This window comes from Kaustia mangrovi, assembly GCF_015482775.1.
Lineage (GTDB): Bacteria > Pseudomonadota > Alphaproteobacteria > Rhizobiales > Im1 > Kaustia > Kaustia mangrovi.
On sequence record NZ_CP058214.1, the window covers coordinates 435,972 to 459,726 of the forward strand.

Below are 23,755 nucleotides of genomic sequence, written 5' to 3' on the forward strand. Positions count from 1 at the left end.
AATGCACGTCTTTTGCGCACATTATGCGGCATGATCGAATATGACAGCGATTCCAAGCCTGACGGACGCAACCTGACACAGGCCATGATGCGCGGCGCCCGCCTGCGGTGCCCGGCCTGTGGCGAGGGGTCCGTCTTCGCGCGCTATCTGAAGGTGGCGCCGGTGTGCGGGGAGTGCGGCGAGGAACTGCATCATCATCGCGCGGACGACGCCCCGCCCTATTTCACCATCTTCATCGTCGGTCACATCCTCGTGCCCATCGCACTTGCGGTGGAGCAGATCTGGCAGCCGCCCATGGGGCTGCAGATGGCCGTCTGGCTGCCGCTTGCCCTCGCCATGACGGTGTCCATGCTGCCGGTGGTGAAGGGATCGGTCGTCGGGCTGCAATGGGCGCTCTTCATGCATGGCTTCGAATATGCCGCCCGCGTCGCCAGACCGGTGCCGGTGAACGCCGGCGTTTCGCCGGAACCGTCAGAGCCCGCCACTTGACATCGCGTCCGGCCTTGCGGCCTGATGCGGCAGTCCGAGAGATCAACCACCACCGGTCTGCCATGCCAGCCACAGACAGCGCGCCGGAGCGCCATGCCGCCGCGGTGCGCCCCCGCGATGCCGCGACCCTCATCATCGTGCGCAACGACGCCGCCGAGCCGCGTATCCTGATGGGCAAACGCCATGCCGGCCATCGCTTCATGCCCAACCTGTTCGTCTTTCCCGGCGGGCGTGTCGACCCGGCCGACTGCCGCGTGGCGCCGGCCGAACCGCTTCACCCGGAGGTCGAGCGCAAGCTCATGGCGCGCATGCGCGGTCCCGCGAGCCCCCTCAGGGCGCGCGGCCTCGCCATGGCGGCGATCCGCGAGACCTTCGAGGAGACGGGGTTCGTGATCGGACGCCCGACGGACAGGCCCGGCCACAGCAGGTCCGCCGGCTGGGCGCCCTATCTGGAGACCGGCCACCGCCCCGACCTGGCACCGCTGCGCTATCTCGCGCGCGCCATCACGCCGCCCGGCGGCCCGAAGCGCTTCGATACGCGTTTCTTCGTGGTGGATGCCCGCCATGTCGCCAATCTCGAATGCCCCGTCGAGACCGACTCCGACGAGTTGCTCGACCGGCACTGGCTGAGCATCGCCGACACGGAGAGGCTGGAGCTGCCCGCGATCACGCGCAAGATCCTTTCCCTGCTCGAGCAGGCGCTGGACCGCCCGCGCGGCATGACGCCCGACGCCCCGGTCACCTTCCAGTATGTCCGCGCCCGCAAATGGGTCGTGGACACGCTTTAGACGCGCCCGTCTCCCTTGACACGGGCAAGCCCTTGCGCGATACCCACGCCCTGACAGCGTTCGGGCACGGGCCCGGGCGGTTTCCGAGGAGTTCTATACGCCATGGCAAAGCCGACGACGGTCAAGATCCGGCTCGTGAGCACGGCGGATACCGGCTTCTTCTACGTGACGAAGAAGAACACCCGCACGATGACCGAGAAGCTCACGCTCAAGAAGTACGATCCCGTGGCGCGCAAGCACGTCGAGTTCAAGGAAGCCAAGATCAAGTAGCGCGCCGACGGAACAGCATCCCTGGTGGAGAAAAGGCATCGCACCGCGCGGTGCCTTTTTGCTATTGTCTCATGCCAATGGCGCACCCCGTCCCCGCGGGACGTCGATATGCGCCCAGGCTCCCGAGACCATACCGTCCACAAGACGCATCATGGAGGCTATTCCAGTGTCCGCTGCCGAAGACTATCGCAAGCAGGTCTCCCAGATCTCCTATCGCAACCAGGCCTTTATCGACGGCAGCTTTGTCGGTGCCGCCTCCGGCGCCACCTTCGACTGCATCAGCCCGATCGACGGCAAGGTGCTCACCAGGGTCGCCGCCTGCGACAAGGAGGATGTGGACCGCGCCGTCGCGGCCGCGCGCCGGGCGTTCGATGCGGGCGTGTGGTCGGATATCGCGCCGCGCAAGCGCAAGAAGATTCTCCTGAAATTCGCCACGCTGATCGACGACCACAAGGACGAGCTCGCCCTGCTGGAAACGCTCGACATGGGCAAGCCGATCGCCGAATCGCGCGGCTCCGACATTCCCGGCGTGGTGAACACGGTGGCGTTCTACGCCGAGGCCATCGACAAGATGTATGACGAGATGGCGCCGCGCCGTCCCGATTCGATCTCGCTCATCACCCGCGAGCCGCTCGGCGTCGTCGCCGCCGTCGTGCCGTGGAACTTCCCGCTATCCATGGCCGGCTGGAAGTTCGGCCCGGCGCTCGCCGCCGGCAACGCGGTCATCGTGAAACCGGCCGAGCAGTCGCCCCTGACGGCGATCCGCGTGGCAGAGCTCGCCGCGGAGGCCGGCATTCCCGACGGGATCTTCCAGGTGCTGCCGGGCTTCGGCGAGACCGCCGGCCAGGCGCTCGGACGCCATATGGATGTCGACATGGTCGCGTTCACCGGTTCCACCGAGATCGGCAAGCTGTTCCTCTCTTACGCGGGCGAGTCGAACATGAAGCATGTCAGCCTCGAATGCGGGGGCAAGTCGCCGAACATCGTGTTCGCCGACGTGGCCGATCTCGACTTCGCGGCAAAGGCGGCGGCCGAGGGCGTGTTCTACAATTCCGGTCAGGTCTGCACCGCCGCGACCCGCCTTCTCGTCCAGGAGGACGTGCAGGACCAGTTCATCCAGAAAGTCGCCGAATATGCCCGCGACTGGATGCCCGGCGACCCGCTCGACCCCAAAACCGCCATGGGGCCCGTCGTCGACAGCGCACAGCTCGACCGCGTGATGAACTACATCCAGGTCGGCTCCGGCGAGGGCGCGAAGATCGCCGCGGGCGGCAAGCGCGCCCGGGAGGAGACCGGCGGCTACTACATCGAGCCGACCATCTTCTCCTCGGTCGACAACGGCATGCGGATCGCCCAGGAGGAGATTTTCGGCCCCGTCCTCTCCACCATCCCCTTCCGGGACGAGGAGGAGGCGGTGAAGATCGCCAACGAAACGATCTACGGCCTGCAGGCGAGCCTGTGGACGCGCGACATCAACAAGGCCCACAAGGTGGCCCGCGCGCTCAAGGCGGGCACGGTCAACATCAACGCCACCGATGGCGGCGACATCACCGTGCCCTTCGGCGGCTACAAGCAGTCGGGCATCGGCCGCGACAAGTCGCTGCATGCCTTCGAGAAGTACACGCAGCTCAAGCACACCTTCATCCAGCTCTACTGAAATTCGCCTGCCGGCCCTGCCCCCACCGGGCGGGGGCCGGCGGCGATGGCGCCGACGACCTTGTTGCGCCCGCTTCGCTTGGCCCTGTAGAGCGCCTGATCGGCTCGCCGGAGAAGGCGGTCCGCCGTATCGTCCGGGCCATCGAACGCCGCAACCCCTATGGACAGCGAGATATCGACGCCCGGCCCCTCGGGCGAGGCTGGGAATGGCGACGACGATATCGCCGTGCGCACACGCTCCGCGATACGATATGCCCGCTGGGCGTCCGTTTCCGGCAGGACGACGATGAACTCCTCCCCGCCGACGCGGCAGGGCAGATCGAGATGGCGGACATTCGCCCGGATGCGCCCGGCGATCTCCTTCAGCACCGCGTCCCCGACGGCATGGCCGTAGGTGTCGTTCACGGACTTGAAGAAATCGACGTCTATGGCGAGGACCGCCATGGGGCGGCTGCGATGGGCGGCCCCGTCCACGAGCGTGCCGAGATGGGTCTCCATATAGCGCCGGTTGTAGAAGCCTGTCAGCTCGTCGACAATGGCCATCTCCATGGACCGCTGCACGCTGCGGCGCAGCCGTTCCGTATAGCGCCAGCGCCGGATCTGCGTATTGGCGCGTGCCAGGAGCTCATTTGGCTCGACGGGTCGGACCAGATAGTCGTTCACGCCCATGTCGAGCCCGCGCAGCAAGCGGTCGGTCTCGGTTTCGCCGACCACCAGGAGAATGGGGATGTGGCGGGTGCGCTCCGCGGACCGCAGTTGCGAGCACAATCTCAGGCCGTCGAACGTCTCCCCGTCGAGATTGACGATGACGAGCTCGACCGCGCGCTCGCCCGCCTCGTCGAGTGCACGGCGGGGGTCGTGCATCGCCATGACCTCGTGGCCCTTCAGCCCCCGATCCATATCCGCCTCCAGGAGGCCCGTATCGTCGACCAGCATGACGCGTGCCGGCCGGTCGAGCGGCAGGTCGGGGCCCACTTCGTCCACGAGGCCCATCCGCTCCCCGGTCGACGCCCGCGCGCGCAACTCGTCGATGGCGGATTTCAGCCGGACGAGATTGCGCAGCCGGCAGAACAGCGCGGTGTCGTCGACGGGCTTGACGAGGAAGTCATCGGCCCCCGATTCAAGGCCCCGGAGCCTTTCCTCCGGCTCGTCATGCGCGGTCACCATGACGACGGGCACATGCTGGAGACGGAAATTGCCCTTGATGCGCCGGCATACCTCCACACCGTCCATACCCGGCATCACGAGGTCGACCAGAACGATATCGGGCGCGTGGCGCTCCGCGAGCGCCAGCGCCTCCGGCCCGCTCATGGCGGTCATGACGTCGAAATACTCCGCCGTGAGCTTTGCCTCGAGGATTTTCACATTGGCCGGGACGTCATCGACGACGAGAATCCTGGCGCTCATGCCCGGTCCCTGAAAAAGCTGTCGATGGTCTGCAGGAAGCTCGCAACCGAGATCGGCTTGGAGATATAGGCTTCGCAGCCGCCTTCGCGAATACGCTCCTCGTCGCCCTTCATGGCGAAGGCCGTCACCGCGATCACCGGGATCTGCCGGAGGTCGTCGTCCTCCTTCAGCCACTTCGTGACCTCCAGCCCCGACACCTCCGGGAGCTGGATATCCATCAGGATCAGATCCGGCATGTTCTCGCGCGCGATCTCGAGTGCCGACAACCCGTCTCGGGTCTGGAGCGTGTTGTAGCCATGGGCCTCGAGCAGATCATGAAACAGCTTCATGTTCAGCTCGTTGTCTTCGACGATGAGTACGGTCTTGGCCATGGTCGCGTTGCGCTCTGGGTCGTGGCCCTGCGGGACTGCGTTGACGAGGTTTGGCGTCATTCTTAAGGTCCCCTCGACATTTGGCCACCATGAAGCCTGTGCCCCAAATCGATTCGCTCATGGTGACCGGGCAGCTATAGCGGCCACCGGGTAACCAACAGCTTAAACGAGAGGACGTGCCCGCCTTGTCACGGGCGTCCCGACGGGATCGGACTCCATGCGTAAAACAACCGCAATGACCGCAGAAAGCGCGGAAATCCTCGCGCTCCGGGCCCTTCAGTTCCTCGCCTCCGACCCGGAACGGCTGGGCCGTTTCCTCGCCGCGACCGGCACCGGGCCGGAGGACCTGAAGGCGCGAGCCGGCGACCCGACATTCCTCGGCTCCGTGCTCGACCACCTGCTGCAGGACGAATCCCTGATCTTCCTGTTCGCGGAGACGGAGAACATCTCGCCTGCCACACCGGAGGCGGCGCGCCGGATGCTGCCCGGCGGCCTGCCGTTGGCGGAGGGCTGAGCGATATGGTGAGCGATATCACGCGCATGCAGATCGAGAGGCTCTCGCTCGACGGGACCCGCCCGCTCATCATCTGCGATGTGGACGAGGTCGTGGTGCATTTCCTGCGCGCACTGGAGGCCTTCCTTGCCGGGCGGCAATGCTGGCTCGACCCGGCGAGCTTCGCACTCAATGGCAATGTCCGCCGCCGCGAGACGAACGAACCGGTCTCGACGGACGAGCTCGGCGACCTCCTCCATGCGTTCTTTGCCGCCGAGACGGCCAATTTCGAAGCCATCGAGGGGGCGGCCGACGGGCTTGGCGCACTGAGCGCCCATGCCGACATCGTCATGCTGACCAATCTGCCGGAGACCTATTACGACGACCGCCGGCAGAATCTCGAACGCCACGGAATGGCCTACCCCGTGGTGGTCAATTCCGGCCCCAAGGGCCCGGCCGTCGACCTGCTGGTGGGGACCCGCAGCGCGCCTGTGATTTTCCTCGATGACAGTCCGAGCAATATCGAATCGGTGCGCGAAACGGTACCGCACACCCATATCGTTCACTTCATGCAGGATGAGCGCTTCGCGCGCCATATCAATGATTTCGGGGATATTTTCCTGGCGACGGACAATTGGGCGGAGACGACGGACCGGCTCGGCGAGTTGCTCGTCCGGATGGACTGAGAGCCGCGATGCCGGCCCCGCTGCGCATCGGTATCGACCTCGGCGGCACCAAGATCGCCGTGATCGCGCTCGACGCGGACGATACGGTCGCAGCCTCCCGGCGGATCGCCGCGCCGCGCGACGACTATGCCGCCACCCTGCGCACCCTGTCCGAACTCGTCGGCGCCATCGAAACGGAAACGGGCCGTTCGGGCTCGGTCGGCGTCGGCATTCCGGGGTCGCTCTCGCCACGCACGGGGCTGCTCCGCAATGCCAACTCGACCTGGCTCAATGGCCGCCCGCTCGGCCGCGATCTGGAAACCGCCCTCGCCCGGCCCGTGCGCGTCGCCAACGACGCCAACTGCCTTGCCTTGTCGGAGGCTCATGACGGCGCCGGCCGCGGTGCCGACACTCTCTTCGGCGTCATCCTCGGCACAGGCTGCGGCGGCGGGCTCGTGATCGGCGGTCGCCTCCATATGGGCCATCACGACATCGCCGGGGAATGGGGCCACAATCCCCTGCCCTGGCCGCACAGCGACGAGATACCCGGCCCCGCCTGCTGGTGCGGCAGGCAGGGCTGCCTGGAGGTCTGGCTGTCCGGACCGGGCCTTGCCGCCGACCACGCCCGGACAACCGGCGAGACGCTGGAGGCGCACGAGATCGCGGCGCGGGCCATGGCCGGCGGAGCGGCGGAATCAGCGACGCTCGCACGCCATGCCGACCGGCTCGCGCGCGGTCTCGCCACCATCGTCAACACGCTCGACCCGGATGCGATCGTGCTCGGCGGCGGGCTGTCGAACATCGCCGCGCTCTACGAGCTGGTGCCGCCGCTCCTGCCGCGCCACGTCTTCTCCGACTATTGCGAGGCTGTGCTGTTGCCGCCCGCCCATGGCGCGGACAGCGGCGTGCGCGGCGCGGCACGCCTGTGGGACGAACGGGGCCGGTCCGCGCTACAGTGATGGCGGAACAACCAAGCCCCTCTGCCGCCATGACCGCAGGACACTCCGAGACCAGACGCGATCCGGGCTTCTGCCGCGACTGCCTGGCGCCGGCCGCGCCGAAGGACAGGCGGTGCCGTGCCTGCGGCAGTCCGCGCATCCTGCGCCACCCGGAGCTCGACACGCTGAGCGTCGCCCATCTCGATTGCGACGCCTTCTATGCCGCAATCGAGAAGCGCGACAATCCGGACCTCAGGGACAAGCCCCTGATCATCGGCGGCGGGCGGCGCGGCGTCGTCTCGACGGCCTGCTATATCGCCCGCATCAATGGCGTGCACTCCGCCATGCCCATGTTCAAGGCGCTGAAGCTCTGCCCGGATGCGGTCGTCCTGCGCCCGGACATGGAGAAATACGCCGCGGTCGGCCGCGAGGTCCGCGCGCTCATGGAAGAGCTCACGCCGCTTGTGGAACCGCTCTCCATCGACGAGGCCTTTCTCGACCTCACCGGCACGGAGCGGCTTCACGGGCGCAGCCCGGCCCTGACGCTTGCCGCGCTCGCAAGGCGCATCGAGAAGGAGATCGGCATCACCGTCTCCGTGGGCCTTGCCCCCAACAAGTTCCTTGCCAAGGTCGCCTCCGACCTCGACAAGCCGCGCGGCTTCTCCGTGATCGGGCGTGCCGACATCCACGACTTCCTTGCCGACCAGCCGGTGAGCATCATCTGGGGCGCCGGGCGGACCCTGTGCGCGAAGCTCGCCCGCGACGGCATCCATACGATTGGCCATCTCCAGCGCAAGGAGAAGTCCGATCTCATGCGCCGCTATGGCAGCATGGGCGCCCGCCTCTATCACCTCGCCCGCGGCGAGGACCACAGGCGCGTCACGCCCCATGGCGCCCCGAAGAGCATCTCGTCGGAAACCACCTTCGAGGACGATCTCGCCGACCCCACCACGCTGGAGAAGATTCTCTGGCGGCTCTGCGAGAAGGTCTCGCGCCGCGCCAAGGCCTCCGGCTATGCCGGCACGGGCGTCGCGCTCAAGCTCAAGACCGCCTCCTTCAGGATCCGGACGCGCCATACTCTCCTGTCGGAGCCGACCCAGCTTGCCGAGCGCATCTACCGGGCCGCCCGCCCGCTGCTTGCCCGCGAGACCGACGGCACCGCCTTCCGCCTTATCGGCGTCGGCATCGACCATCTCGCCGACGCCGACGGCGCGGACCCCGAAAGCCCGCTCGATCCCACGACCATGCGGCTCGCCCGCGCCGAGCACGCCATGGACAAGCTGCGCGCCCGCTTCGGCCGCGACGCCGTCGACAAGGGCCTCGTCTTCACGCCGAGGCCGAAGGCCGGCCATGACGAGTAGGACCGGCCCGATGCGCGCGCTTGCACGGGGGTGCGATGCATGTTCTGCTTGCCGCCACACGCGGATGCTGTCAGACAATTGCGCTCCATGCCATCTGCACGAATTGGGGGGTTCCCGATGAAATATGTGACGACCGGTGCCATTGCAGGCCTCGCCATGATGGGGATGCTCGCCCCGGCCAATGCCTTCATGAGCGAAACCCAGTTCTCCAACATGAAGTTCGCGCTGCCGGAATGGGCCGAACTCAATGCGTGCCTGTCGCTGAACGAGAAGACAGCGGATCTTCGCGAGACCTTCCTGAAGGCCATCGAATATGCCTGTCCCGGCGACGACGCCCAGATGACCTCCATCAAGAAGAAATGGGACAACAAGGCCGGCGAGGTCCTTCAGGAGCATGAGCAGGGGCTGAAGCCCTGCGCCAAGCTCACCGACCTCGACGGGCTGCGCAAGGCCGCCGCCGACGAGATCCAGAAGGTGATCATCGACGCCCGGTGCAACTGATCGGTTGACCGGCATCAGCCCGCCGCGTCCATGGCGCGGCGCAGGACGTCCCGGATCCGCGGATTTGCGGACTGCGCCACATTGAACCGCAGGAAGCCGCTCGAGGAGCGCGACAGGCTGAACACGTCGCCCGGTGCGAGCACGACATTGTCCGCAAGCGCCTTGCGGGCAATGTCGGCGGCGTCCAGCCCCTCCGGCAGCCGGCACCACAGGAACATGCCCCCGCGCGGCTCGACCGCGGGAACGATGCCGAGCGGCGCCAGCATACGGGCGGTCTCTCCCATGGCGCGCGCCAGCCGCCCGCGCAGCTCCTCCACATGCTTGCGATAGGTGCCGTCCGTCAGGAGGCGCAGGACGAGCTCCGCGGAGAACGGATCGCCGCCGAAGGTGGTTGCGATCTTCATGTCCAGAAGCCCCTCGATCCAGTCCGCCCGCGCGGCGATGAAACCGCAGCGCACCGCCGCCGACAGGGTCTTTGAGAAACTGCCGATATGGATCACCCGCTCCAGCCCGTCGAAGGCGGCGAGGCGCGGGGCCGGCTCGTGCTCGAAATCGGCGAAGATGTCGTCCTCCACGATGGTGAGATCGTGGGCTTCGGCGAGCTTGAGCACGCGGTGCGCGACGACCGGCGCGAGTGTCGCCCCCGTCGGGTTGTGAAGCGCCGAATTGGTGATGTAGAGGCGGGGCTTCTGTGTCCTGAGGCACGCCTCGAACCGTTCCAGATCGGGGCCGGTCGCGAGATAGGGCACGCCGACCACTGCCACGCGGTGCGCCTTCAGCATGGCGTGGAAGTTGAAATAGCAGGGATCGTCGACCAGCACGGTGTCGCCGGGCTCCAGCAGGAAACGGCAGACAAGGTCGATGGCCTCGGTGCCCGAGCCCGTGAGCACGATGCGCTCGGGCGGCACGTCGAGGCCGCGTCCGGCCATGCGTTGCGCCAGCAGCCGGCGCAAGGCACCGGGTCCGCGCGGCGTCCCGTAATCGGCGAGATTGGCGTCCGGCGACCGCGCCAGACCGCGAAGCGCGCGCCGCACCCCCTCCTCCGGCATCCAGTCCCGCGGCAGCCATCCACAGCCCGGCATGAGCATCCGCCCACCCGCCTCCAGTGACTGCCGGGACACCCAGAACGGATCGATCTCGCGGTCGAGCCGTGGTCCGATCTCGGCAAGCGACAGCGGCGGAAGGCGCCCGGCAACGAAGAACCCCGATCCGCGCCGCGAGGTGATCGCCCCCTCCGCCGCCAACCGGTCATAGGCCTCCACGACCGTCGACTTCGACACACCCATGCGCGCCGCCTGCGCACGGATGGAGGCGAGCCGCGTGCCAGGCGCCAGACGGCCCGACGCGATACTCTCGCGAACCGTCTCCATGACCCGTTCCACCAGCGTGGCACCCTCGCCGCTTTCACTCCGCTCCATTGCCATCTGTACGGGCCTTCATAGCAATACAGTTTGAGGTAATTGTCATGGAGTGTCTCTGGAATGCCGGCCCCTGGCAAGGCATATCGCTCACATCAACAGGAGCGACCCCGCGATGGACAAGACACTGGCCGGCTGGATCAACGGCTTTCTGGGCATGCTGGTCTTCAGCGCCTCCCTGCCCGCCACGCGCGCCGCCGTCGCCGGTTTCGACCCGGTCTTTCTGACGGTCGCCCGCGCCTCGATCGCCGCATTGCTGGGTGCGGCGATGCTGATGCTTCTCGGCGGCAAGCGCCCCGGCCGGGACGATCTCGGCTCGCTCGCCATCGTCGCGCTCGGCGTGGTGGTCGGCTTTCCGCTCCTGACGGCGCTCGCGCTTCGCCATGTCACATCGGCGCACTCGCTGGTGTTCATCGGCCTTCTGCCGCTCGCGACGGCAAGCTTCGCGGTCCTGCGCGGCGGCGAGCGTCCCCGCCCGCTCTTCTGGCTGTTCTCCGGCATGGGAAGCCTCTGCGTGGCCGGCTACGCCCTCGCGCAGGGGATCGACCGGCCGGCCGCCGGCGACCTCGCCATGCTGGCCGCCATCGTCGCCTGCGGGCTCGGCTATGCGGAGGGTGCGACGCTGTCGCGAAGGCTCGGCGGCTGGCAGGTCATTTCCTGGGCGCTCGTCCTGTCGCTGCCGGTCATGCTGCCGCTCGCCCTCTACACCATGCCCGGCTCGTGGGACGGGGTCGCCGGTCCCGCATGGGCGGGGCTGGCCTATGTCTCGGTCTTCAGCATGCTGATCGGCTTCGTCTTCTGGTATCGCGGGCTCGCGCTCGGCGGCGTCGCAACCGTCGGCCAGCTACAGCTTCTTCAGCCGTTCTTCGGCTTCGCGCTGGCCGCACTCCTTCTCGGCGAGGCGGTCAGCCCCGCCATGCTCGCCGTCACCCTCGCCGTCATCGGGTGCGTCGCCGGAGCGAAGCGCTTCGCCTGAGCGCAAGCAAGCGCGCCTATTGGGCCGGGCACTCCGGTGCGTCGGGGAACTCCAGCGTGCTCAATGTGCCGGACAGGGAGAAATCCCCGTAATCGAGGGTGAGATTGCTGGCCACCGCGTTCTCGAACATGGTGAAGCTCACCTGGTGCGACGGCGTCTCCTCGCCGTCGGCAGTCTTCGTCTCGTCGAAATAGCTGATGCTCACAGGCCACGAGGCCATGGACTTCAGCTCCTCGCCAAGGCCCGCGGGAAGCCGGGTCTCGCCCGGCGCGCGGCGCTCGCCGATGAAGGTGATCGCCTTGTAGACGGTCTTCTCCTCCGAGCCGTCATAGACAAGGCTCACCTCGCGCCGCTCGCCGTCGAGCGCCGCCTTGAGGATGCGCTTGGTATGCTCGACCGGGAAGACGGCCCCGGCGGGAATATCGAACGCGTCCTCGGCCGGTTTCTCCATGGCCACATGGCCGGGCTTGCCGTCGCCGCCGCGTTCGGCGAACCCCTTGGTCTCCTCGTCGACGGTGTTCTCCACATAGCGGCGCAGGGTGAAGGCCATGGACGCGCCATCCGCCGATTCCCAGGAGCTGGAACGGGAGTCGATGGTGCGCGATGTGCCGTTGCGGGTCCGCAACCGGTTGACGATGCGCATATTGACCGTCCAGCCCTCGCAATCGGCCGCGGCGAATTCGAGCGCGAGCCGGCCCGACGCGTCGGCGAGGCCGAGCCGGTCTTGCGAGCTTTCCAGCTCGAGATCGTAGACCGCGCGATGCGGCGCGATCGCCGGCAGCCCCCCTTGCGCGACGGCCTGCGGCGTGCCCGCGCCTACAAGAGCGACGGCTGCCGCTATTGTGAGGATATGCGCCGCGAACGGGCTTGCATCGGTGCGTCTGGAATGCATCATCTCTCTGCGCTACCCTTTCTCGGGCTTATCCCACCTACAAGCGACGTAGCTTCTCCCAGAATTGAGGCAAGAGTGCAATGGCCACCATCCCGCCCGCAAAGCCCCGGATCCTCGTCACGCGCAAGCTGCCCGACGAGGTGGAGGCCCGGATCGAGAAGGACTACGACGCCACCCTCAACGAGACCGACGAGCTGCTCGCCGACGACGACATCATCGCCGGCGCCCAGGGCTGCGACGGGCTTCTCGTGACCCCGACCGACAAGTGCAATGCCGCCCTTGTCGCGCGCCTGCCGGATACGGTGAAGATCATCGCGACCTTCTCGGTCGGCTACGATCATATCGATGTGGACGCGGCGACGCAGCGCGGCATTTCCGTCACCAACACGCCCGACGTGCTGAGCGCGGCGACCGCCGATATCGCCATGCTGCTCCTGCTGGGCGCCGCGCGCGGCGCCTATTGGGGCGAGCGGATCGTGCGCGAGGACCGCTGGGGCGCCTGGTCGGCGGTCTACCCGCTGGGCTACGAGGTGTCGGGCAAGCGCCTCGGCATTCTCGGCATGGGCCGCATCGGCCAAGCCATGGCCCGGCGCGCGCGCGGCTTCGACATGGAGATCCATTACCACAATCGCAGCCGGCTGCCGTCCGGCGAGGAACAGGGCGCAGTGTTCCACGAGACCTTCGAGGACATGCTGCCCCATTGCGATTTCCTGTCGATCCACTGCGCCTCGACGCCGGAGACGCGGGGCATCGTGGACGCACAGCGCATCGCGCTCATGCCCGACAATGCCGTCCTGGTGAACACCGCGCGCGGCGACATCGTCGACGACGACGCGCTGATCGCCGCGCTTCAGGGCGGCAAGCTCGCCGCCGCCGGCCTCGACGTGTTCCGCAACGAGCCCGATATCGACCCGCGCTACCGCAGTCTCGACAACGCCTTCCTGCTGCCGCATCTGGGGTCCGCCACCATCGAGACCCGCGTGGCCATGGGCATGCGCGCGCTCGACAATCTGGACGCCTACTTCGCCGGCGACAATCCCGGCGACCTGCTCAACCGCATATAACCGCCGGTCGGTTGACGCTGACCGGGCAATCGCGCATCACGGGGGCTCCGCAAAGCCCCCCAAACCACACACACACACACCGGAGGACGACCGCCATGGGCCAGATCGACGACCGCCTGAACGAGCTCGGCATCACGCTGCCTGAACCCGCCGCCCCCGTGGCCAACTACGTGCCTTATGTCGTGAGCGGCAATCTGGTCTTCATCTCCGGCCAGGTGACGCTCGGACCGGACGGTGTGGAGTATCAGGGCAAGGTCGGCGCGGACTTCACCACCGAGGAGGCCGCGAAGGCCGCCCGCCTGTGCGGGCTCAACGTCATCGCCCAGCTCAAGGCGGCCTGCGGCGGCGATCTCGACCGGGTGGTGCGCTGCGTGAAGCTCGGCGGCTTCGTGAACGCCGTGCCGGACTTCACCGACCACCCCAAGGTCATCAATGGCTGCTCCGACCTCATGGTCGAGGTGTTCGCCGACAAGGGCCGCCATGCCCGGTTTGCCGTCGGCGCCGGCGGCCTGCCGCTCAACGTGGCCGTCGAGGTCGACGCGGTCTTCGAGATCGCGTGACGCTTCCCCCATGCGCTGGACACCGGACGGGCGGGCGCTGTCCTGGCTGACCGAACGCCCGGTGACCCATCGCGGTCTGCACGACCGCTCCCGCGGCGTGCTGGAGAACACGGCGAGCGCGGTCACCGCCGCGCTTAAAGGCGGCTACGGTATCGAGGTCGACCTCCAGCTTGCCGGCGACGGCGAGGCGGTCGTCTTCCACGATGCGACGCTCGACCGGCTGACCGGGGAGACCGGCCCCCTCCTCGCCCGGCCTTCCCGCGATCTCGCCCGCATCCCGCTCAGGGGCACGCGCGACCGGATCATGACGCTTGGCGAGCTCTTCGGCCTCGTCTCGGGCCGCGCCCCGCTCTTCCTGGAGCTGAAGAGCCTCTGGGACGGTTCCGGACGTCTGGAGCGCCGTGTGGCCGCGCTGCTCGCCGCCTATGACGGCCCCGTCGCGGTCATGTCCTTCGATCCCGACATGATCGCCAATCTCCGCCTGCTCTCGCCCGCCACCGTGCGCGGGCTCGTCGCCTGCCGCGATTGCGGCGCCGGCGAGGATGCCCACCTCTCTCTCGCGCGCCGGCTCGGCCTGCGTCACATGACGGGCTTCGACGAGGCCCGCCCCCAGTTCCTCGCCTACGATGTCCACGGCCTGCCGTCCGCACCGTCGCGCGCCTTCCGCGCCCTGGGCCGCCCCATCCTCTCCTGGACCGTCCGCACGCCCGGCGACGCCGCGCGCGCGCGGCGCTATGCCGACCAGATCATCTTCGAGACGATCCGCCCGCCATCCGCCATTTGAGCCGCCCTCCATTGCGCCAGATCAAACTGTCGCGCGCCGGGATCCGGCTAGGATCGACAATCCGTGCGGGTTCAGGAGGTTGGCGCAAATCCCTATGGTCCGAGACAGAACACCCCCGGCTTCGGGTACACACGAGATCAGGATGGATCGCGACGAGATCTCCCGGCTGCGGGACAGGATCTCGGCGTTCCGGCCCGGAGAGTTTCATTTTCCGGAAGTCTACGGACCCGGCTGGGACCGGCTGTTCATCGGCGACAAGGTCCGGATCGGGCGCGCCTTTCTCGAGGCTGTCCGCGCCGGACTGTTTCCGGGTGTGGAGGATACCGGCCGCAAGAAGGGTCGCGGCCGGGTCTACAGGTGGCTCGGGCAGTAGCTCAGCCCCTCGGGGCGCGTGCAATCTGCGAGGGATTTCAATCCCGTGCCGCAATCCCTTCGCCCGCCCCCTCAGCGCCTCCCGGGCCCCTGACGCGTCTCCAGGATATCCACCGCGGAGGAAACCAGGAAACACGCGATCTCGTCGTCGAGCGCCGCCGCCTCCCGCGCCGCATGCTCCAGCATCCTGACGAGCGCTGTGCGACGCGCGTGAAAGTCGTCGTCCCGGCCCGCATTCAGGGGAATGATCTCCGCACCCGGCATGTCGTGCCCTTCGCTCATGTCCAGCCCCCCTTGGCCTCTCAAGCGTCCAGCAATCCCGTCTCGATCACAGTCTTGCCCATTTGGAAAGGAAAGGCAACTATAAGACGAGTGAAAAACATGATTGCAACCATAATTTCATGCCGTTTTGCGGAACCGGGCCTTGATTCCGGGCGGGCAAGCGCACAGCTTGGTGTAGAAATCCGGCCTCCTTTCTGGCGTCCAATCGAGTACCATCATCGACATGACCGAACACGAGACCGACGAGGCCGTCATCCATGTGGAAGCCGCAATGGACGGGATCGACGGGCCTCAATGGGACGCCTGCGCAAATCCGCCCGGGCGTCCGGCTAACCCGTTCGTGACCCATGCCTTCCTGTCCGCGCTCGAGCGGTCCGGATCGGCGACGGCGGAGACGGGCTGGCTGCCCCAGCATCTCGTCATGAAGGACAATGCGGGCACCGTGCTCGCCTGCATGCCCTGCTACCTCAAATCCCACAGCTACGGCGAGTATGTCTTCGACCACGGCTGGGCCGACGCCTATGAGCGCGCGGGCGGGCACTATTATCCGAAGCTGCAGATTTCCGTTCCCTTCACGCCCGCGGCGGGGCCGCGCCTTCTCGTGCCGGACGGGCCCAGCAGACGGGCGCGCATGCGCACGCTCGCAGCCGGATCCGTGGAGCTCTGCCGCCGGCTCGGCGCCTCCTCGGTCCATTTCACCTTCCTCACCGAGGCGGAATGGTCGGCGCTCGGCGAGATGGGCTTCCTCCAGCGCACGGACCAGCAGTTCCACTGGGAGAATGCCGGCTACACCACCTTCGACGACTTCCTGGCAAACCTGCAGTCGCGCAAGCGCAAGGCGGTGCGCCGCGAGCGCCGCGAGGCCGTCGCGGAAGGAATCGAGATCGAATGGGTCACCGGCAGCGACCTGACCGAGGCGCATTGGGACGCCTTCTTCGCCTTCTACATGGATACCGGCGCGCGCAAATGGGGCACGCCCTATCTGACGCGCGCCTTCTTCTCCATGATCGCGCAGGCGATGCCCGAGCGGCTGCTCCTCGTCATGGCGCGCCGCGGCGGGCGCTACATTGCCGGCGCCCTCAACGTGATTGGGTCGGACACGCTGTTCGGCCGCTATTGGGGCGCGCTCGAGCACCATCCCTTCCTGCATTTCGAGGTCTGCTACTATCAGGCCATCGCCTTCGCCATCGACCGCGGGCTCGCGCGCGTCGAGGCCGGCGCACAGGGCGAGCACAAGCTCGCGCGCGGTTATCTGCCGACCCCCACCTACAGCGCGCACTATCTCGCCGACGAGCGCCTGGCGGGCGCGGTCGCGCAGTATCTCCATCAGGAGCGGCGCTATGTGAACGAGGAGATCCGCATCATGAGCGCCCACACCCCCTTCCGCATGGCCCGTCCGGATTCGGATTGAGGCCTTGCCGGCGCCTTTGCCGGACTTGACGCCGCCGCGCCCGTCTGGAAGGACATTGCGGGGCCAGCCCTCATGCCCGAGACAACCGATACGGGGATTCCAAGCGCCATGACGACCGCCTATGACGAGTCCAACATCTTCGCCCGGATCCTGCGCGGCGAACTGCCGTGCAACAAGGTCTACGAGGACGACGCCACCCTCGCCTTTCTCGACATCATGCCGCGCACCGACGGGCACACGCTGGTGATCCCCAAGGCGCCGTCGCGCAATATCCTCGACATCGCGGACGCCGATCTCGCCGCCGTCATGGCCACCACGCAGAAGATCGCCCGTGCGGTCATCCCCGCCTTCGGCGCCGACGGGGTGACGGTCCAGCAGTTCAACGAGCAGGCCGGCGGGCAGGTGATCTTCCACACCCATGTCCATATCCTGCCGCGCTGGGACGGTGTGGAGCTCAAGCCCCATACCGGCGAGATGGCGGACCAGGAGGTGCTCGCCGGCCACGCGGAGACGCTGCGCGCCGCGCTGGAAGGCTGACCCCCGTCAGGGCCCGGCGACGGCGCGAGCCACGAGCTCGATCGCGATCAGAGAGACGACGGCCGCGCCGACCCCGACCGCCGTATTGCGCCTGAAGAGGAAGAACAGGGCGAGGCCGATGGCGAGCGCCGCGAGGCGGCTCGCAAGCGAGGCAGCCGCCAGGATCTCCGACGGCATCAGGACGAGCCGGACGACGAGAGCCGCCACGAGCGCGGTCGCCACCGCGCGCACCCACAGGAGCAGCCCGCCCTCCGGATCGAGCCGGCTGACCACCATGGCCCCGATCATGCGCCACACATAGGTGACGGCCGCACCGGCCACGAGAATCACGAGCCAGACCGGCATGGCGTCGAGGCTCATATGCCCCGCCTCCGGCGCGGCGGGAAGACGAGATAGGCGACCGTGCCGCCGACGACGCCGGAAACCAGCAGGTCGAAATCGGGGAAGATCTCCATCGCGAACGGTCCGAGCGCCGCCCCGAGGATCGCGGCGGCATAGTCGAACCGGTAGCGGGCGCCGCCGAACAGCGAGATGAAGAAGAAGGCGGGCGTGAGGAACACGAGCCCCGCGGCAAGCAGGGCCGGCAGGAGGTCGGCCAGCGCATAGCCCACGCTCGCCATGACCAGCATGCCGGCCATCAGCGTGCCGCCAAGCCCCAGGAGCCACGGTAGCCGCCGCTCGCGCGGCAGGGTCTCCACCGACTGGTTGGCGATCACCCATATCGTGATGGCGGTGAAATGGGCAAGCAGGAATTCCGGCCAGCGCGGCGCGTGTTCCAGCCGCACGCGGGCGAGCACCAGAACCACCATGGGCAGAAGCCTGATCGCCGTCAGCGTCACCGCAAGCGCCGTTGCGATCAGCGCCGCCCCGTGCGCCATCATCGACAGGAGCACCACCTGCCCCGGCAGCGCCCAGACCGTGACGGTGCTGAGGAGCCCCGAGGCGAGCGTGACGTCCAGGCTGCGCACCAAGGCGCCGAACCCCAGAAAGGACGAGGCCATGACGAGGCCGGCAACGCCGAACGCGCCCCTCATTCCGCCGGCAAGGGCGCTCCAGTCATATTGCGCGGCTGTCTCAACGGTGGTCTGGTCGGACATGGGTCCCGGTCACGGCATGGCCATTGCTCGTCCCGCGTTACAGTCTTGCGCGGGATCGGGCAAGCGCACCGCCGCATGGCTGCCATGCAAGCCGCGGCAAGGCGCCCCGTGAAAAAGGGGCACCTTCATGTGAAGATGCCCCTTCAACATATTGTTCTGTCGGCAGGATCACTCGGTCAGCAAGGGAACGCTCGGGACGCTTCCGCCATCGGAGCCGCCCTTGTTCGCATCCTTGCCGCCACCCTTGGGCGACTTGCGGCCGCCACTGCGTCCGCCACCGCCCTTCTTGCCGCCGCCGGAGCGCTTCTCCGCCTTCTTCGGCGCGGCACGCTCCTCCTCTCGGGTGAGGTATTCGAAGCCGAGCCCCTCGGCGCCCTGCTTGTCCTTCGTCACCACGACACGCACCGTACCGCCGCTCGACAGCTTGCCGAACAGCACCTCGTCGGCCAGCGGCTGCTTGATGTGCTGCTGGATGACGCGGGCCAGCGGGCGGGCGCCCATGCGCTCGTCGTAGCCCTCGCGGGCGAGCCAGTCGGCGGCCTCCGGCGACAGTTCGATATTGACCTGCCGGTCGGCGAGCTGGGCCTCGAGCTGGAGCACGAACTTCTCCACGACGAGGCGCACCACCTCGCGCGGCAGGTTGCCGAAGGGGATGACCGCGTCGAGACGGTTGCGGAACTCCGGCGAGAACATCCGGTTGATCGCCTCCGTGTCGTCGCCCTCGCGCTTATCCTGCGTGAAGCCGATGGGGGCCTTGGCGAGATCCTGCGCGCCCGCATTGGTGGTCATGATCAGCACCACGTTATGGAAGTCCACCGTCTTGCCGTTGTGGTCGGTGAGCTTGCCGTGGTCCATCACCTGCAGGAGGATGTTGAAGAGGTCTGGATGGGCCTTCTCGATCTCGTCCAGCAGCAGGACGCAATGGGGATGCTGGTCGACGCCGTCGGTCAGGAGCCCGCCCTGGTCAAAGCCGACATAGCCGGGCGGCGCGCCGATCAGCCGGGAAACGGCGTGGCGCTCCATATATTCCGACATGTCGAAGCGCAGGAGCTTCACCCCCATGATGGAGGAGAGTTGGCGGGCAACCTCTGTCTTGCCGACGCCGGTGGGCCCGGAGAACAGGTAGCAGCCGATCGGCTTCTCCGGCTCGCGCAAGCCCGCCCGCGCCAGCTTGATGGCCGAGGCCAGCGCTTCGATCGCCTTGTCCTGGCCGAACACGGTCCGCTTGAGATCGACCGACAGGTCGCGCAGGACCTCCGCGTCGTTCTTGGAGATCGTCTTCGGCGGGATCCGCGCCATGCGCGCGACCGTCTCCTCGACCTCCTTCACGCCGATGGTCCGCCGGCGCTTCGACTCCGGCACGAGCATCTGGGAGGCGCCGGTCTCGTCGATCACGTCGATGGCCTTGTCCGGCAGCTTGCGGTCGTGAATGTAGCGCGCCGACAGCTGCACCGCCGAACGCAGCGCATCCTGGGTGTAGCGCACGCCGTGGAATTCCTCGAAATAGGGCTTCAGCCCCTTGAGGATCTTCACGGAGTCCTCGACCGTCGGCTCGTTGACGTCGATCTTCTGGAACCGGCGCACGAGCGCGCGATCCTTCTCGAAATGCTGGCGGTATTCCTTGTAGGTCGTGGAGCCCATGCAGCGCAGCGAGCCGCTGGCGAGCGCCGGCTTGAGCAGGTTCGAGGCGTCCATCGCTCCGCCCGAGGTCGCGCCCGCGCCGATCACCGTATGGATCTCGTCGATGAACATGATCGCGCCGGGATAGTTCTCGATCTCCTTGATGACCGCCTTGATGCGCTCCTCGAAATCGCCGCGATAGCGCGTGCCGGCCAGCAGCGCGCCCATGTCGAGCTGGAAGATCGTGCAGTCCTGCAGGACGTCCGGCACCTCGCCATTGACGATACGCCGCGCGAGCCCTTCCGCGATGGCCGTCTTGCCGACGCCGGGATCTCCGACGAAGAGCGGATTGTTCTTCTGGCGCCGGCAGAGCACCTGAATGGTCCGCCGGACCTCGTGATCGCGGCCGATCAGCGGATCGATACGGCCTTCCTTGGCCTTCGCGTTCAGATTGACGCAATAGGCGTCGAGCGCGTCGTTGCCGCTCTTTGCGCTCGCCTCCTGCTCCTCCGCGGTCTCCTGATCGGCGCCGCGCACGGGGCGGGGCTCGGAATGGCCGGGGCGCTTGGCGATGCCGTGGCTGATATAGTTCACCGCATCGTAGCGCGTCATGTCCTGCTCCTGCAGGAAGAAGGCGGCATGACTCTCGCGCTCGGCGAACAGGGCGACGAGGACATTCGCCCCCGTCACCTCCTCCCGGCCCGACGACTGGACATGGATGACCGCGCGCTGGATGACCCGCTGGAAGCCGGCGGTCGGCTTGGACTCGATTCCGTGGTCGACAACCAGATTCGCAAGCTCGTTGTCGACATACTGTTCCAGGTTGCGGCGCAGCAAATCCAGGTCGACGTTGCAGGCGCGCATGACTGCCGCCGCGTCCTTGTCGTCCACAAGGGCGAGCAGGAGGTGTTCGAGCGTGGCATATTCGTGATGCCGCTCGTTGGCGAGTGCCAGGGCCCGGTGAAGGGCTTGTTCAAGACTGCGGGAGAAGCTTGGCACTGGTCCTTATCACTCCTTTTCCATCGTGCACTGTAGCGGGTGCTGGTGCTGACGGGCAAACTCCATGACCTGCGTCACTTTGGTCTCGGCCACCTCGTAAGTGTACACGCCGCACACGCCAACCCCGCGCTGGTGGACGTGAAGCATGATCCTGGTCGCTTCCTCGCGCCCCTTGTTGAAGAAGCGCTCGATCACGTGAACGACGAACTCCATCGGCGTGTAATCGTCGTTCAAGAGCAGAACCTTGTACAGGCTCGGCTTCTTCGTGCGCGTCTTGGTGCGCGTGACGACTCCTGTCTGGTCGTCTTCCCGGTTACGGTCGTTGTCATTGGACATAAGAAACATGATCACCGTTTGCACCGTGAAAGCGCGATCCCCGGTCTTCCCCACGGCCGCGCGCCGTCCTCGCCTCATCCGGCAGCGTCAAACCTCCAACCGGCCCAATTATATAGGAGAGCTGGTCATGATTGCGAGGCGTCAATTTGAATTCTCCGCCCGCATGACGAACAAAAAGCCCGACGTGCGGGGGCACGCCGGGCCAGAGAGTTCAGCAGTGGCTTGCTGGTAGGAAAAGTTACTTCCCGGCCACCTTGCCGTTGAACTGGGCAAGCTGGGCCTCGAACGGCTTGTAGGCTTCCTTGGCCGCATTGAGGTAGATCTCGCCGAGCTTGTTCATCTCGCCGAGGTAGCCCTCATAGGCCTGCTTGGCGAAGGTCTGCTGCGCCTCCACGGCCTTGTCCACGGACTTCGCCGCCATGACGGTCTCCACCGCCTTGGTGCTCTCCTCGAGCGCCTTGCGCGAATAGTCCGCCATCTCGGCGGCCATGGTCTGGAAGCCCTTCGTCATCGCCGTGACGCTGGCGACCGAGGCATCGAAATTGTCTTTGCCGACGATCTGGAAATCCTCGAACGACTTGATCATGTGTCTCTCCATCCCAAAAGGTTTCCGGTGAATGGACCAATGCCTGCTTAGCGCCCATTCCAACCTGTCACGACCCAATATATGCGCCGCACAATTTCTGTCAACAAATTTTTGTGCGCCGCACAAAAAGCGGCTGCGGATTGCCTTCGGGGCGATTTGACTTTACCGTTTGGTAAGGGAGTGTCGGTGATGTTGGCGTGTTTGAGACGCTAGGGGATCGAGACAGGGGGGATGACCTCCGTTTATCGACGAATTCCCTTGATCGTCCCGTTTCGCCGTCATGCCTCTGACGACAATACCCTGGCAGGGTATTGAGGGGCGTGAGCAGGCCGTGTTAGGCGCGTGCGAAACGTAAATGGACAATTCGGTCGTGGTTGGGGATGCGTCATGAGCACCAGTGCAGGATATGATAGACCTGCTTGGCGAACACAGTCTGTCTTCCGGCTGCCGCCATGGCGCGCGGCGGTCGCCTTCTTCGGCGCATTGGTTCTGACGGTCGGCCTGGCGCTTGCGCCCGACAGCGCGGCGGCCAATTCCAAGTTCTCCGCCATCACCATAGACGCCCATAGCGGCAAGGTGCTGTTCTCGCGCTATGCCGACAGCCGGCGCTATCCCGCCTCGCTCACCAAGGTGATGACGCTCTATGTCCTGTTCCAGGAGATGGAGGCGGGCCGCTTCTCCAAGAGTTCCCGGATCCGGATCAGCCGGCATGCCGCGTCCATGCCGCCGTCGAAGCTGGGCTTCAAGCCCGGCCAGACGATCACGGTCGACAATGCGATCCGGGCCCTCGTCACGAAATCGGCCAACGACGTGGCCGCGGCCGTCGGCGAGGCCATTGCGGGGACCGAAAGCGCCTTCGCGGTGCGCATGACCAAGACGGCCCGGTCGCTCGGCATGACGCGCACGACCTTCCGCAATGCCTCCGGCCTGCCCAATAGCGGCCAGGTCACCACGGCGCGGGACATGGCGACCCTGGGCCTGCGCATCCAGAAGGACTTCCCCGAGCTCTACCGCTATTTCAGCCTGACGAGCTTCTCCTACAAGGGGCGCAACTACCGAAACCACAACAAGCTCGTCGGCCGCTACAAGGGAACGGACGGCATCAAGACCGGCTATATCCGCGCCTCGGGCTTCAATCTCCTGGCGTCGGTCAAGCGCGACGGCAAGCATCTGATCGGCGTGGTGACCGGCGGGCGCACGGGCCGGTCGCGCAACAACTACATGATGTCGATGCTCGACAAGGTCTTTCCCCGCGTGCCGAGCCGCAAGACCCTCAACATCGCGAGCGTGGCGGGAACGCCGCCGGGTTACGATCCCACGAAGGTCAAGGCCGCACGCCGGGCCGTCGCGCGCGTGCTCAACCCGCCGCTTCCGACCCCGAAGCCAGTCATTGTCGCCGCCGACACGGCGGGCGAGCCGGTCAAGGCCGATGTGATGAGCGTTCTCGCCGCAGGCGACCGCGAGGAGACCTCCGCAGAGACAGGCGGCGCCATCCCCGACGAGAGCCGCATCAAGCTGGTCGCCATGGCCGCGGCGGAGGAAGGCGATGCCGGCGACACGCCCGCCATCCTCGCGAGCGCGGACGGCATGGCCCGCGGCGAGACCTGGCATATCCAGGTCGGCGCGTTCGATTCTGAATCGGGCGCGGAGGAATATCTCCGCAAGGTGCTCGCGACAGGGCTCACCTCGCTCGACGACAAGCCCGCCTTCATCATTCCCTTCGAGCGCGGCGCCGCGATGTTCTACAGGGCACGCCTGTCCGGCTTCGACAAGAAGACGGCACAGACCACCTGCAAGTCGCTCGCCAGGCGCTCCTTCGCCTGCTTCGCCGTGGCCCCGCCAGCCGTGAATTGACGTCTCGAGGGCCTCTCCGGATGCCCGT

At 66.8% G+C, this 23,755-nt stretch carries 27 protein-coding genes; 17 read left to right on the forward strand and 10 right to left on the reverse strand.

The genetic code is table 11. The features are described 5' to 3' along the window. The first annotated feature begins 30 nt into the window (after positions 1–30). The 4 genes from HW532_RS02055 (at position 31) to HW532_RS02070 (ending at position 3,204) form a co-directional block, all read left to right on the forward strand. Complete coding sequence (locus HW532_RS02055) at positions 31–489, forward strand: DUF983 domain-containing protein (protein WP_246479454.1); 459 nt, start codon at positions 31–33, stop codon at positions 487–489. A 62-nt stretch (positions 490–551) separates the two neighbouring features. Then, entirely contained in the window at positions 552–1,277 is a 726-nt protein-coding gene (locus HW532_RS02060; RefSeq protein WP_213162833.1) for an NUDIX hydrolase, read from the forward strand. 102 nt (positions 1,278–1,379) lie between these two features. Further along, positions 1,380–1,547, forward strand: coding sequence for a 50S ribosomal protein L33 (rpmG, locus tag HW532_RS02065; RefSeq protein ID WP_213162834.1), 168 nt, complete (start codon positions 1,380–1,382; stop codon positions 1,545–1,547). Between the two features lie 151 nt (positions 1,548–1,698). Next, positions 1,699–3,204 carry an aldehyde dehydrogenase gene (locus HW532_RS02070; RefSeq protein ID WP_213162835.1) on the forward strand — a complete coding sequence of 502 codons (1,506 nt, stop codon included), beginning with the start codon at positions 1,699–1,701 and terminating at the stop codon, positions 3,202–3,204. Here the strand turns inward: HW532_RS02070 and HW532_RS02075 are convergent. Beyond that, a complete protein-coding gene (locus HW532_RS02075; RefSeq protein WP_213162836.1) occupies positions 3,198–4,610 on the reverse strand; it encodes a PleD family two-component system response regulator in 1,413 nt (470 codons plus the stop codon). The genes HW532_RS02070 and HW532_RS02075 overlap by 7 nt on opposite strands. Next, a complete protein-coding gene (locus HW532_RS02080) occupies positions 4,607–4,981 on the reverse strand; it encodes a response regulator (RefSeq protein WP_213164383.1) in 375 nt (124 codons plus the stop codon). The genes HW532_RS02075 and HW532_RS02080 overlap by 4 nt, the downstream gene beginning before the upstream one ends. Before the next feature lie 235 nt (positions 4,982–5,216). On the opposite strand from HW532_RS02080, the gene HW532_RS02085 reads away from it, so the two are divergent. The 5 genes from HW532_RS02085 to HW532_RS02105 all read left to right on the forward strand — a co-directional run bounded on the left by HW532_RS02085 (position 5,217) and on the right by HW532_RS02105 (position 8,939). Continuing rightward, the gene (locus HW532_RS02085) at positions 5,217–5,495 is read left to right on the forward strand and encodes a DUF3572 domain-containing protein (RefSeq protein ID WP_246479456.1); all 279 of its coding nucleotides are present in this window, start codon (positions 5,217–5,219) and stop codon (positions 5,493–5,495) included. Between the two features lie 5 nt (positions 5,496–5,500). After that, complete coding sequence (locus HW532_RS02090) at positions 5,501–6,160, forward strand: HAD family hydrolase (protein ID WP_213162838.1); 660 nt, start codon at positions 5,501–5,503, stop codon at positions 6,158–6,160. A gap of 8 nt (positions 6,161–6,168) precedes the next feature. Then, the gene (locus tag HW532_RS02095; protein ID WP_213162839.1) at positions 6,169–7,098 is read left to right on the forward strand and encodes an ROK family protein; all 930 of its coding nucleotides are present in this window, start codon (positions 6,169–6,171) and stop codon (positions 7,096–7,098) included. 29 nt (positions 7,099–7,127) lie between these two features. After that, complete coding sequence (locus tag HW532_RS02100; protein ID WP_213162840.1) at positions 7,128–8,438, forward strand: DNA polymerase IV; 1,311 nt, start codon at positions 7,128–7,130, stop codon at positions 8,436–8,438. Positions 8,439–8,555: 117 nt separating this feature from the next. Further along, positions 8,556–8,939: a hypothetical protein gene (locus tag HW532_RS02105; protein WP_213162841.1), complete on the forward strand. Its 384-nt coding sequence runs from the start codon at positions 8,556–8,558 to the stop codon at positions 8,937–8,939. Positions 8,940–8,953: 14 nt separating this feature from the next. Here HW532_RS02105 and HW532_RS02110 read toward each other — a convergent pair whose 3' ends face one another. Continuing rightward, entirely contained in the window at positions 8,954–10,363 is a 1,410-nt protein-coding gene (locus HW532_RS02110; RefSeq protein WP_213162842.1) for an aminotransferase-like domain-containing protein, read from the reverse strand. Positions 10,364–10,472: 109 nt separating this feature from the next. Here HW532_RS02110 and HW532_RS02115 point away from each other — a divergent pair, with 109 nt between their 5' ends. After that, positions 10,473–11,333 (forward strand): DMT family transporter, encoded by an 861-nt coding sequence (locus HW532_RS02115; RefSeq protein WP_213162843.1) that lies wholly within the window; start codon positions 10,473–10,475, stop codon positions 11,331–11,333. A 16-nt stretch (positions 11,334–11,349) separates the two neighbouring features. Here HW532_RS02115 and HW532_RS02120 read toward each other — a convergent pair whose 3' ends face one another. After that, entirely contained in the window at positions 11,350–12,228 is an 879-nt protein-coding gene (locus tag HW532_RS02120; RefSeq protein WP_213162844.1) for a cell envelope integrity EipB family protein, read from the reverse strand. Positions 12,229–12,305: 77 nt separating this feature from the next. On the opposite strand from HW532_RS02120, the gene HW532_RS02125 reads away from it, so the two are divergent. The 4 genes from HW532_RS02125 to HW532_RS02140 all read left to right on the forward strand — a co-directional run bounded on the left by HW532_RS02125 (position 12,306) and on the right by HW532_RS02140 (position 15,006). Further along, positions 12,306–13,289: a 2-hydroxyacid dehydrogenase gene (locus HW532_RS02125; RefSeq protein ID WP_213162845.1), complete on the forward strand. Its 984-nt coding sequence runs from the start codon at positions 12,306–12,308 to the stop codon at positions 13,287–13,289. 95 nt (positions 13,290–13,384) lie between these two features. Beyond that, entirely contained in the window at positions 13,385–13,849 is a 465-nt protein-coding gene (locus tag HW532_RS02130) for a RidA family protein (protein ID WP_213162846.1), read from the forward strand. A gap of 10 nt (positions 13,850–13,859) precedes the next feature. Continuing rightward, positions 13,860–14,633: a glycerophosphodiester phosphodiesterase family protein gene (locus HW532_RS02135; protein WP_213162847.1), complete on the forward strand. Its 774-nt coding sequence runs from the start codon at positions 13,860–13,862 to the stop codon at positions 14,631–14,633. Between the two features lie 142 nt (positions 14,634–14,775). Then, positions 14,776–15,006: a DUF1413 domain-containing protein gene (locus HW532_RS02140; RefSeq protein ID WP_213162848.1), complete on the forward strand. Its 231-nt coding sequence runs from the start codon at positions 14,776–14,778 to the stop codon at positions 15,004–15,006. Between the two features lie 71 nt (positions 15,007–15,077). Here HW532_RS02140 and HW532_RS02145 read toward each other — a convergent pair whose 3' ends face one another. Continuing rightward, entirely contained in the window at positions 15,078–15,287 is a 210-nt protein-coding gene (locus HW532_RS02145; protein ID WP_213162849.1) for a hypothetical protein, read from the reverse strand. A 223-nt stretch (positions 15,288–15,510) separates the two neighbouring features. On the opposite strand from HW532_RS02145, the gene HW532_RS02150 reads away from it, so the two are divergent. Both HW532_RS02150 and HW532_RS02155 read left to right on the forward strand, forming a co-directional pair. Next, complete coding sequence (locus HW532_RS02150) at positions 15,511–16,698, forward strand: GNAT family N-acetyltransferase (protein WP_213162850.1); 1,188 nt, start codon at positions 15,511–15,513, stop codon at positions 16,696–16,698. A 72-nt stretch (positions 16,699–16,770) separates the two neighbouring features. Beyond that, positions 16,771–17,235: an HIT family protein gene (locus tag HW532_RS02155; protein ID WP_425491919.1), complete on the forward strand. Its 465-nt coding sequence runs from the start codon at positions 16,771–16,773 to the stop codon at positions 17,233–17,235. A 6-nt stretch (positions 17,236–17,241) separates the two neighbouring features. On the opposite strand, the gene HW532_RS02160 is transcribed toward HW532_RS02155, so the two are convergent. The 5 genes from HW532_RS02160 to HW532_RS02180 form a co-directional block, all read right to left on the reverse strand. Beyond that, complete coding sequence (locus HW532_RS02160) at positions 17,242–17,595, reverse strand: AzlD domain-containing protein (RefSeq protein ID WP_213162851.1); 354 nt, start codon at positions 17,593–17,595, stop codon at positions 17,242–17,244. Next, entirely contained in the window at positions 17,592–18,332 is a 741-nt protein-coding gene (locus HW532_RS02165; protein ID WP_213162852.1) for an AzlC family ABC transporter permease, read from the reverse strand. The genes HW532_RS02160 and HW532_RS02165 overlap by 4 nt, the downstream gene beginning before the upstream one ends. A 168-nt stretch (positions 18,333–18,500) precedes the next feature. Further along, on the reverse strand, positions 18,501–20,951 hold the full coding sequence (gene clpA / locus HW532_RS02170; protein ID WP_213162853.1) for an ATP-dependent Clp protease ATP-binding subunit ClpA: 2,451 nt from the start codon (positions 20,949–20,951) through the stop codon (positions 18,501–18,503). Between the two features lie 9 nt (positions 20,952–20,960). Beyond that, positions 20,961–21,287, reverse strand: coding sequence for an ATP-dependent Clp protease adapter ClpS (gene clpS / locus HW532_RS02175; RefSeq protein WP_213164385.1), 327 nt, complete (start codon positions 21,285–21,287; stop codon positions 20,961–20,963). A gap of 238 nt (positions 21,288–21,525) precedes the next feature. Beyond that, complete coding sequence (locus HW532_RS02180; protein ID WP_213162854.1) at positions 21,526–21,873, reverse strand: phasin family protein; 348 nt, start codon at positions 21,871–21,873, stop codon at positions 21,526–21,528. Positions 21,874–22,260: 387 nt separating this feature from the next. Between HW532_RS02180 and HW532_RS02185 the strand changes: the two genes are divergently transcribed. Beyond that, entirely contained in the window at positions 22,261–23,727 is a 1,467-nt protein-coding gene (locus HW532_RS02185; RefSeq protein ID WP_213162855.1) for a D-alanyl-D-alanine carboxypeptidase, read from the forward strand. Positions 23,728–23,755: the final 28 nt, after the last annotated feature.

Bases quoted from the DNA above. Each gene is read 5' to 3' on its own strand.
- HW532_RS02055 (WP_246479454.1), top strand. From the start codon at position 31: ATGATCGAATATGACAGCGATTCCAAGCCTGACGGACGCAACCTGACA.
- HW532_RS02060 (WP_213162833.1), top strand. From the start codon at position 552: ATGCCAGCCACAGACAGCGCGCCGGAGCGCCATGCCGCCGCGGTGCGC.
- rpmG (WP_213162834.1), top strand. From the start codon at position 1,380: ATGGCAAAGCCGACGACGGTCAAGATCCGGCTCGTGAGCACGGCGGAT.
- HW532_RS02070 (WP_213162835.1), top strand. From the start codon at position 1,699: ATGGAGGCTATTCCAGTGTCCGCTGCCGAAGACTATCGCAAGCAGGTC.
- HW532_RS02075 (WP_213162836.1), bottom strand. From the start codon at position 4,610: ATGAGCGCCAGGATTCTCGTCGTCGATGACGTCCCGGCCAATGTGAAA.
- HW532_RS02080 (WP_213164383.1), bottom strand. From the start codon at position 4,981: ATGGCCAAGACCGTACTCATCGTCGAAGACAACGAGCTGAACATGAAG.
- HW532_RS02085 (WP_246479456.1), top strand. From the start codon at position 5,217: ATGACCGCAGAAAGCGCGGAAATCCTCGCGCTCCGGGCCCTTCAGTTC.
- HW532_RS02090 (WP_213162838.1), top strand. From the start codon at position 5,501: ATGGTGAGCGATATCACGCGCATGCAGATCGAGAGGCTCTCGCTCGAC.
- HW532_RS02095 (WP_213162839.1), top strand. From the start codon at position 6,169: ATGCCGGCCCCGCTGCGCATCGGTATCGACCTCGGCGGCACCAAGATC.
- HW532_RS02100 (WP_213162840.1), top strand. From the start codon at position 7,128: ATGACCGCAGGACACTCCGAGACCAGACGCGATCCGGGCTTCTGCCGC.
- HW532_RS02105 (WP_213162841.1), top strand. From the start codon at position 8,556: ATGAAATATGTGACGACCGGTGCCATTGCAGGCCTCGCCATGATGGGG.
- HW532_RS02110 (WP_213162842.1), bottom strand. From the start codon at position 10,363: ATGGCAATGGAGCGGAGTGAAAGCGGCGAGGGTGCCACGCTGGTGGAA.
- HW532_RS02115 (WP_213162843.1), top strand. From the start codon at position 10,473: ATGGACAAGACACTGGCCGGCTGGATCAACGGCTTTCTGGGCATGCTG.
- HW532_RS02120 (WP_213162844.1), bottom strand. From the start codon at position 12,228: ATGATGCATTCCAGACGCACCGATGCAAGCCCGTTCGCGGCGCATATC.
- HW532_RS02125 (WP_213162845.1), top strand. From the start codon at position 12,306: ATGGCCACCATCCCGCCCGCAAAGCCCCGGATCCTCGTCACGCGCAAG.
- HW532_RS02130 (WP_213162846.1), top strand. From the start codon at position 13,385: ATGGGCCAGATCGACGACCGCCTGAACGAGCTCGGCATCACGCTGCCT.
- HW532_RS02135 (WP_213162847.1), top strand. From the start codon at position 13,860: ATGCGCTGGACACCGGACGGGCGGGCGCTGTCCTGGCTGACCGAACGC.
- HW532_RS02140 (WP_213162848.1), top strand. From the start codon at position 14,776: ATGGATCGCGACGAGATCTCCCGGCTGCGGGACAGGATCTCGGCGTTC.
- HW532_RS02145 (WP_213162849.1), bottom strand. From the start codon at position 15,287: ATGAGCGAAGGGCACGACATGCCGGGTGCGGAGATCATTCCCCTGAAT.
- HW532_RS02150 (WP_213162850.1), top strand. From the start codon at position 15,511: ATGACCGAACACGAGACCGACGAGGCCGTCATCCATGTGGAAGCCGCA.
- HW532_RS02155 (WP_425491919.1), top strand. From the start codon at position 16,771: ATGCCCGAGACAACCGATACGGGGATTCCAAGCGCCATGACGACCGCC.
- HW532_RS02160 (WP_213162851.1), bottom strand. From the start codon at position 17,595: ATGAGCCTCGACGCCATGCCGGTCTGGCTCGTGATTCTCGTGGCCGGT.
- HW532_RS02165 (WP_213162852.1), bottom strand. From the start codon at position 18,332: ATGTCCGACCAGACCACCGTTGAGACAGCCGCGCAATATGACTGGAGC.
- clpS (WP_213164385.1), bottom strand. From the start codon at position 21,287: ATGTCCAATGACAACGACCGTAACCGGGAAGACGACCAGACAGGAGTC.
- HW532_RS02180 (WP_213162854.1), bottom strand. From the start codon at position 21,873: ATGATCAAGTCGTTCGAGGATTTCCAGATCGTCGGCAAAGACAATTTC.
- HW532_RS02185 (WP_213162855.1), top strand. From the start codon at position 22,261: ATGAGCACCAGTGCAGGATATGATAGACCTGCTTGGCGAACACAGTCT.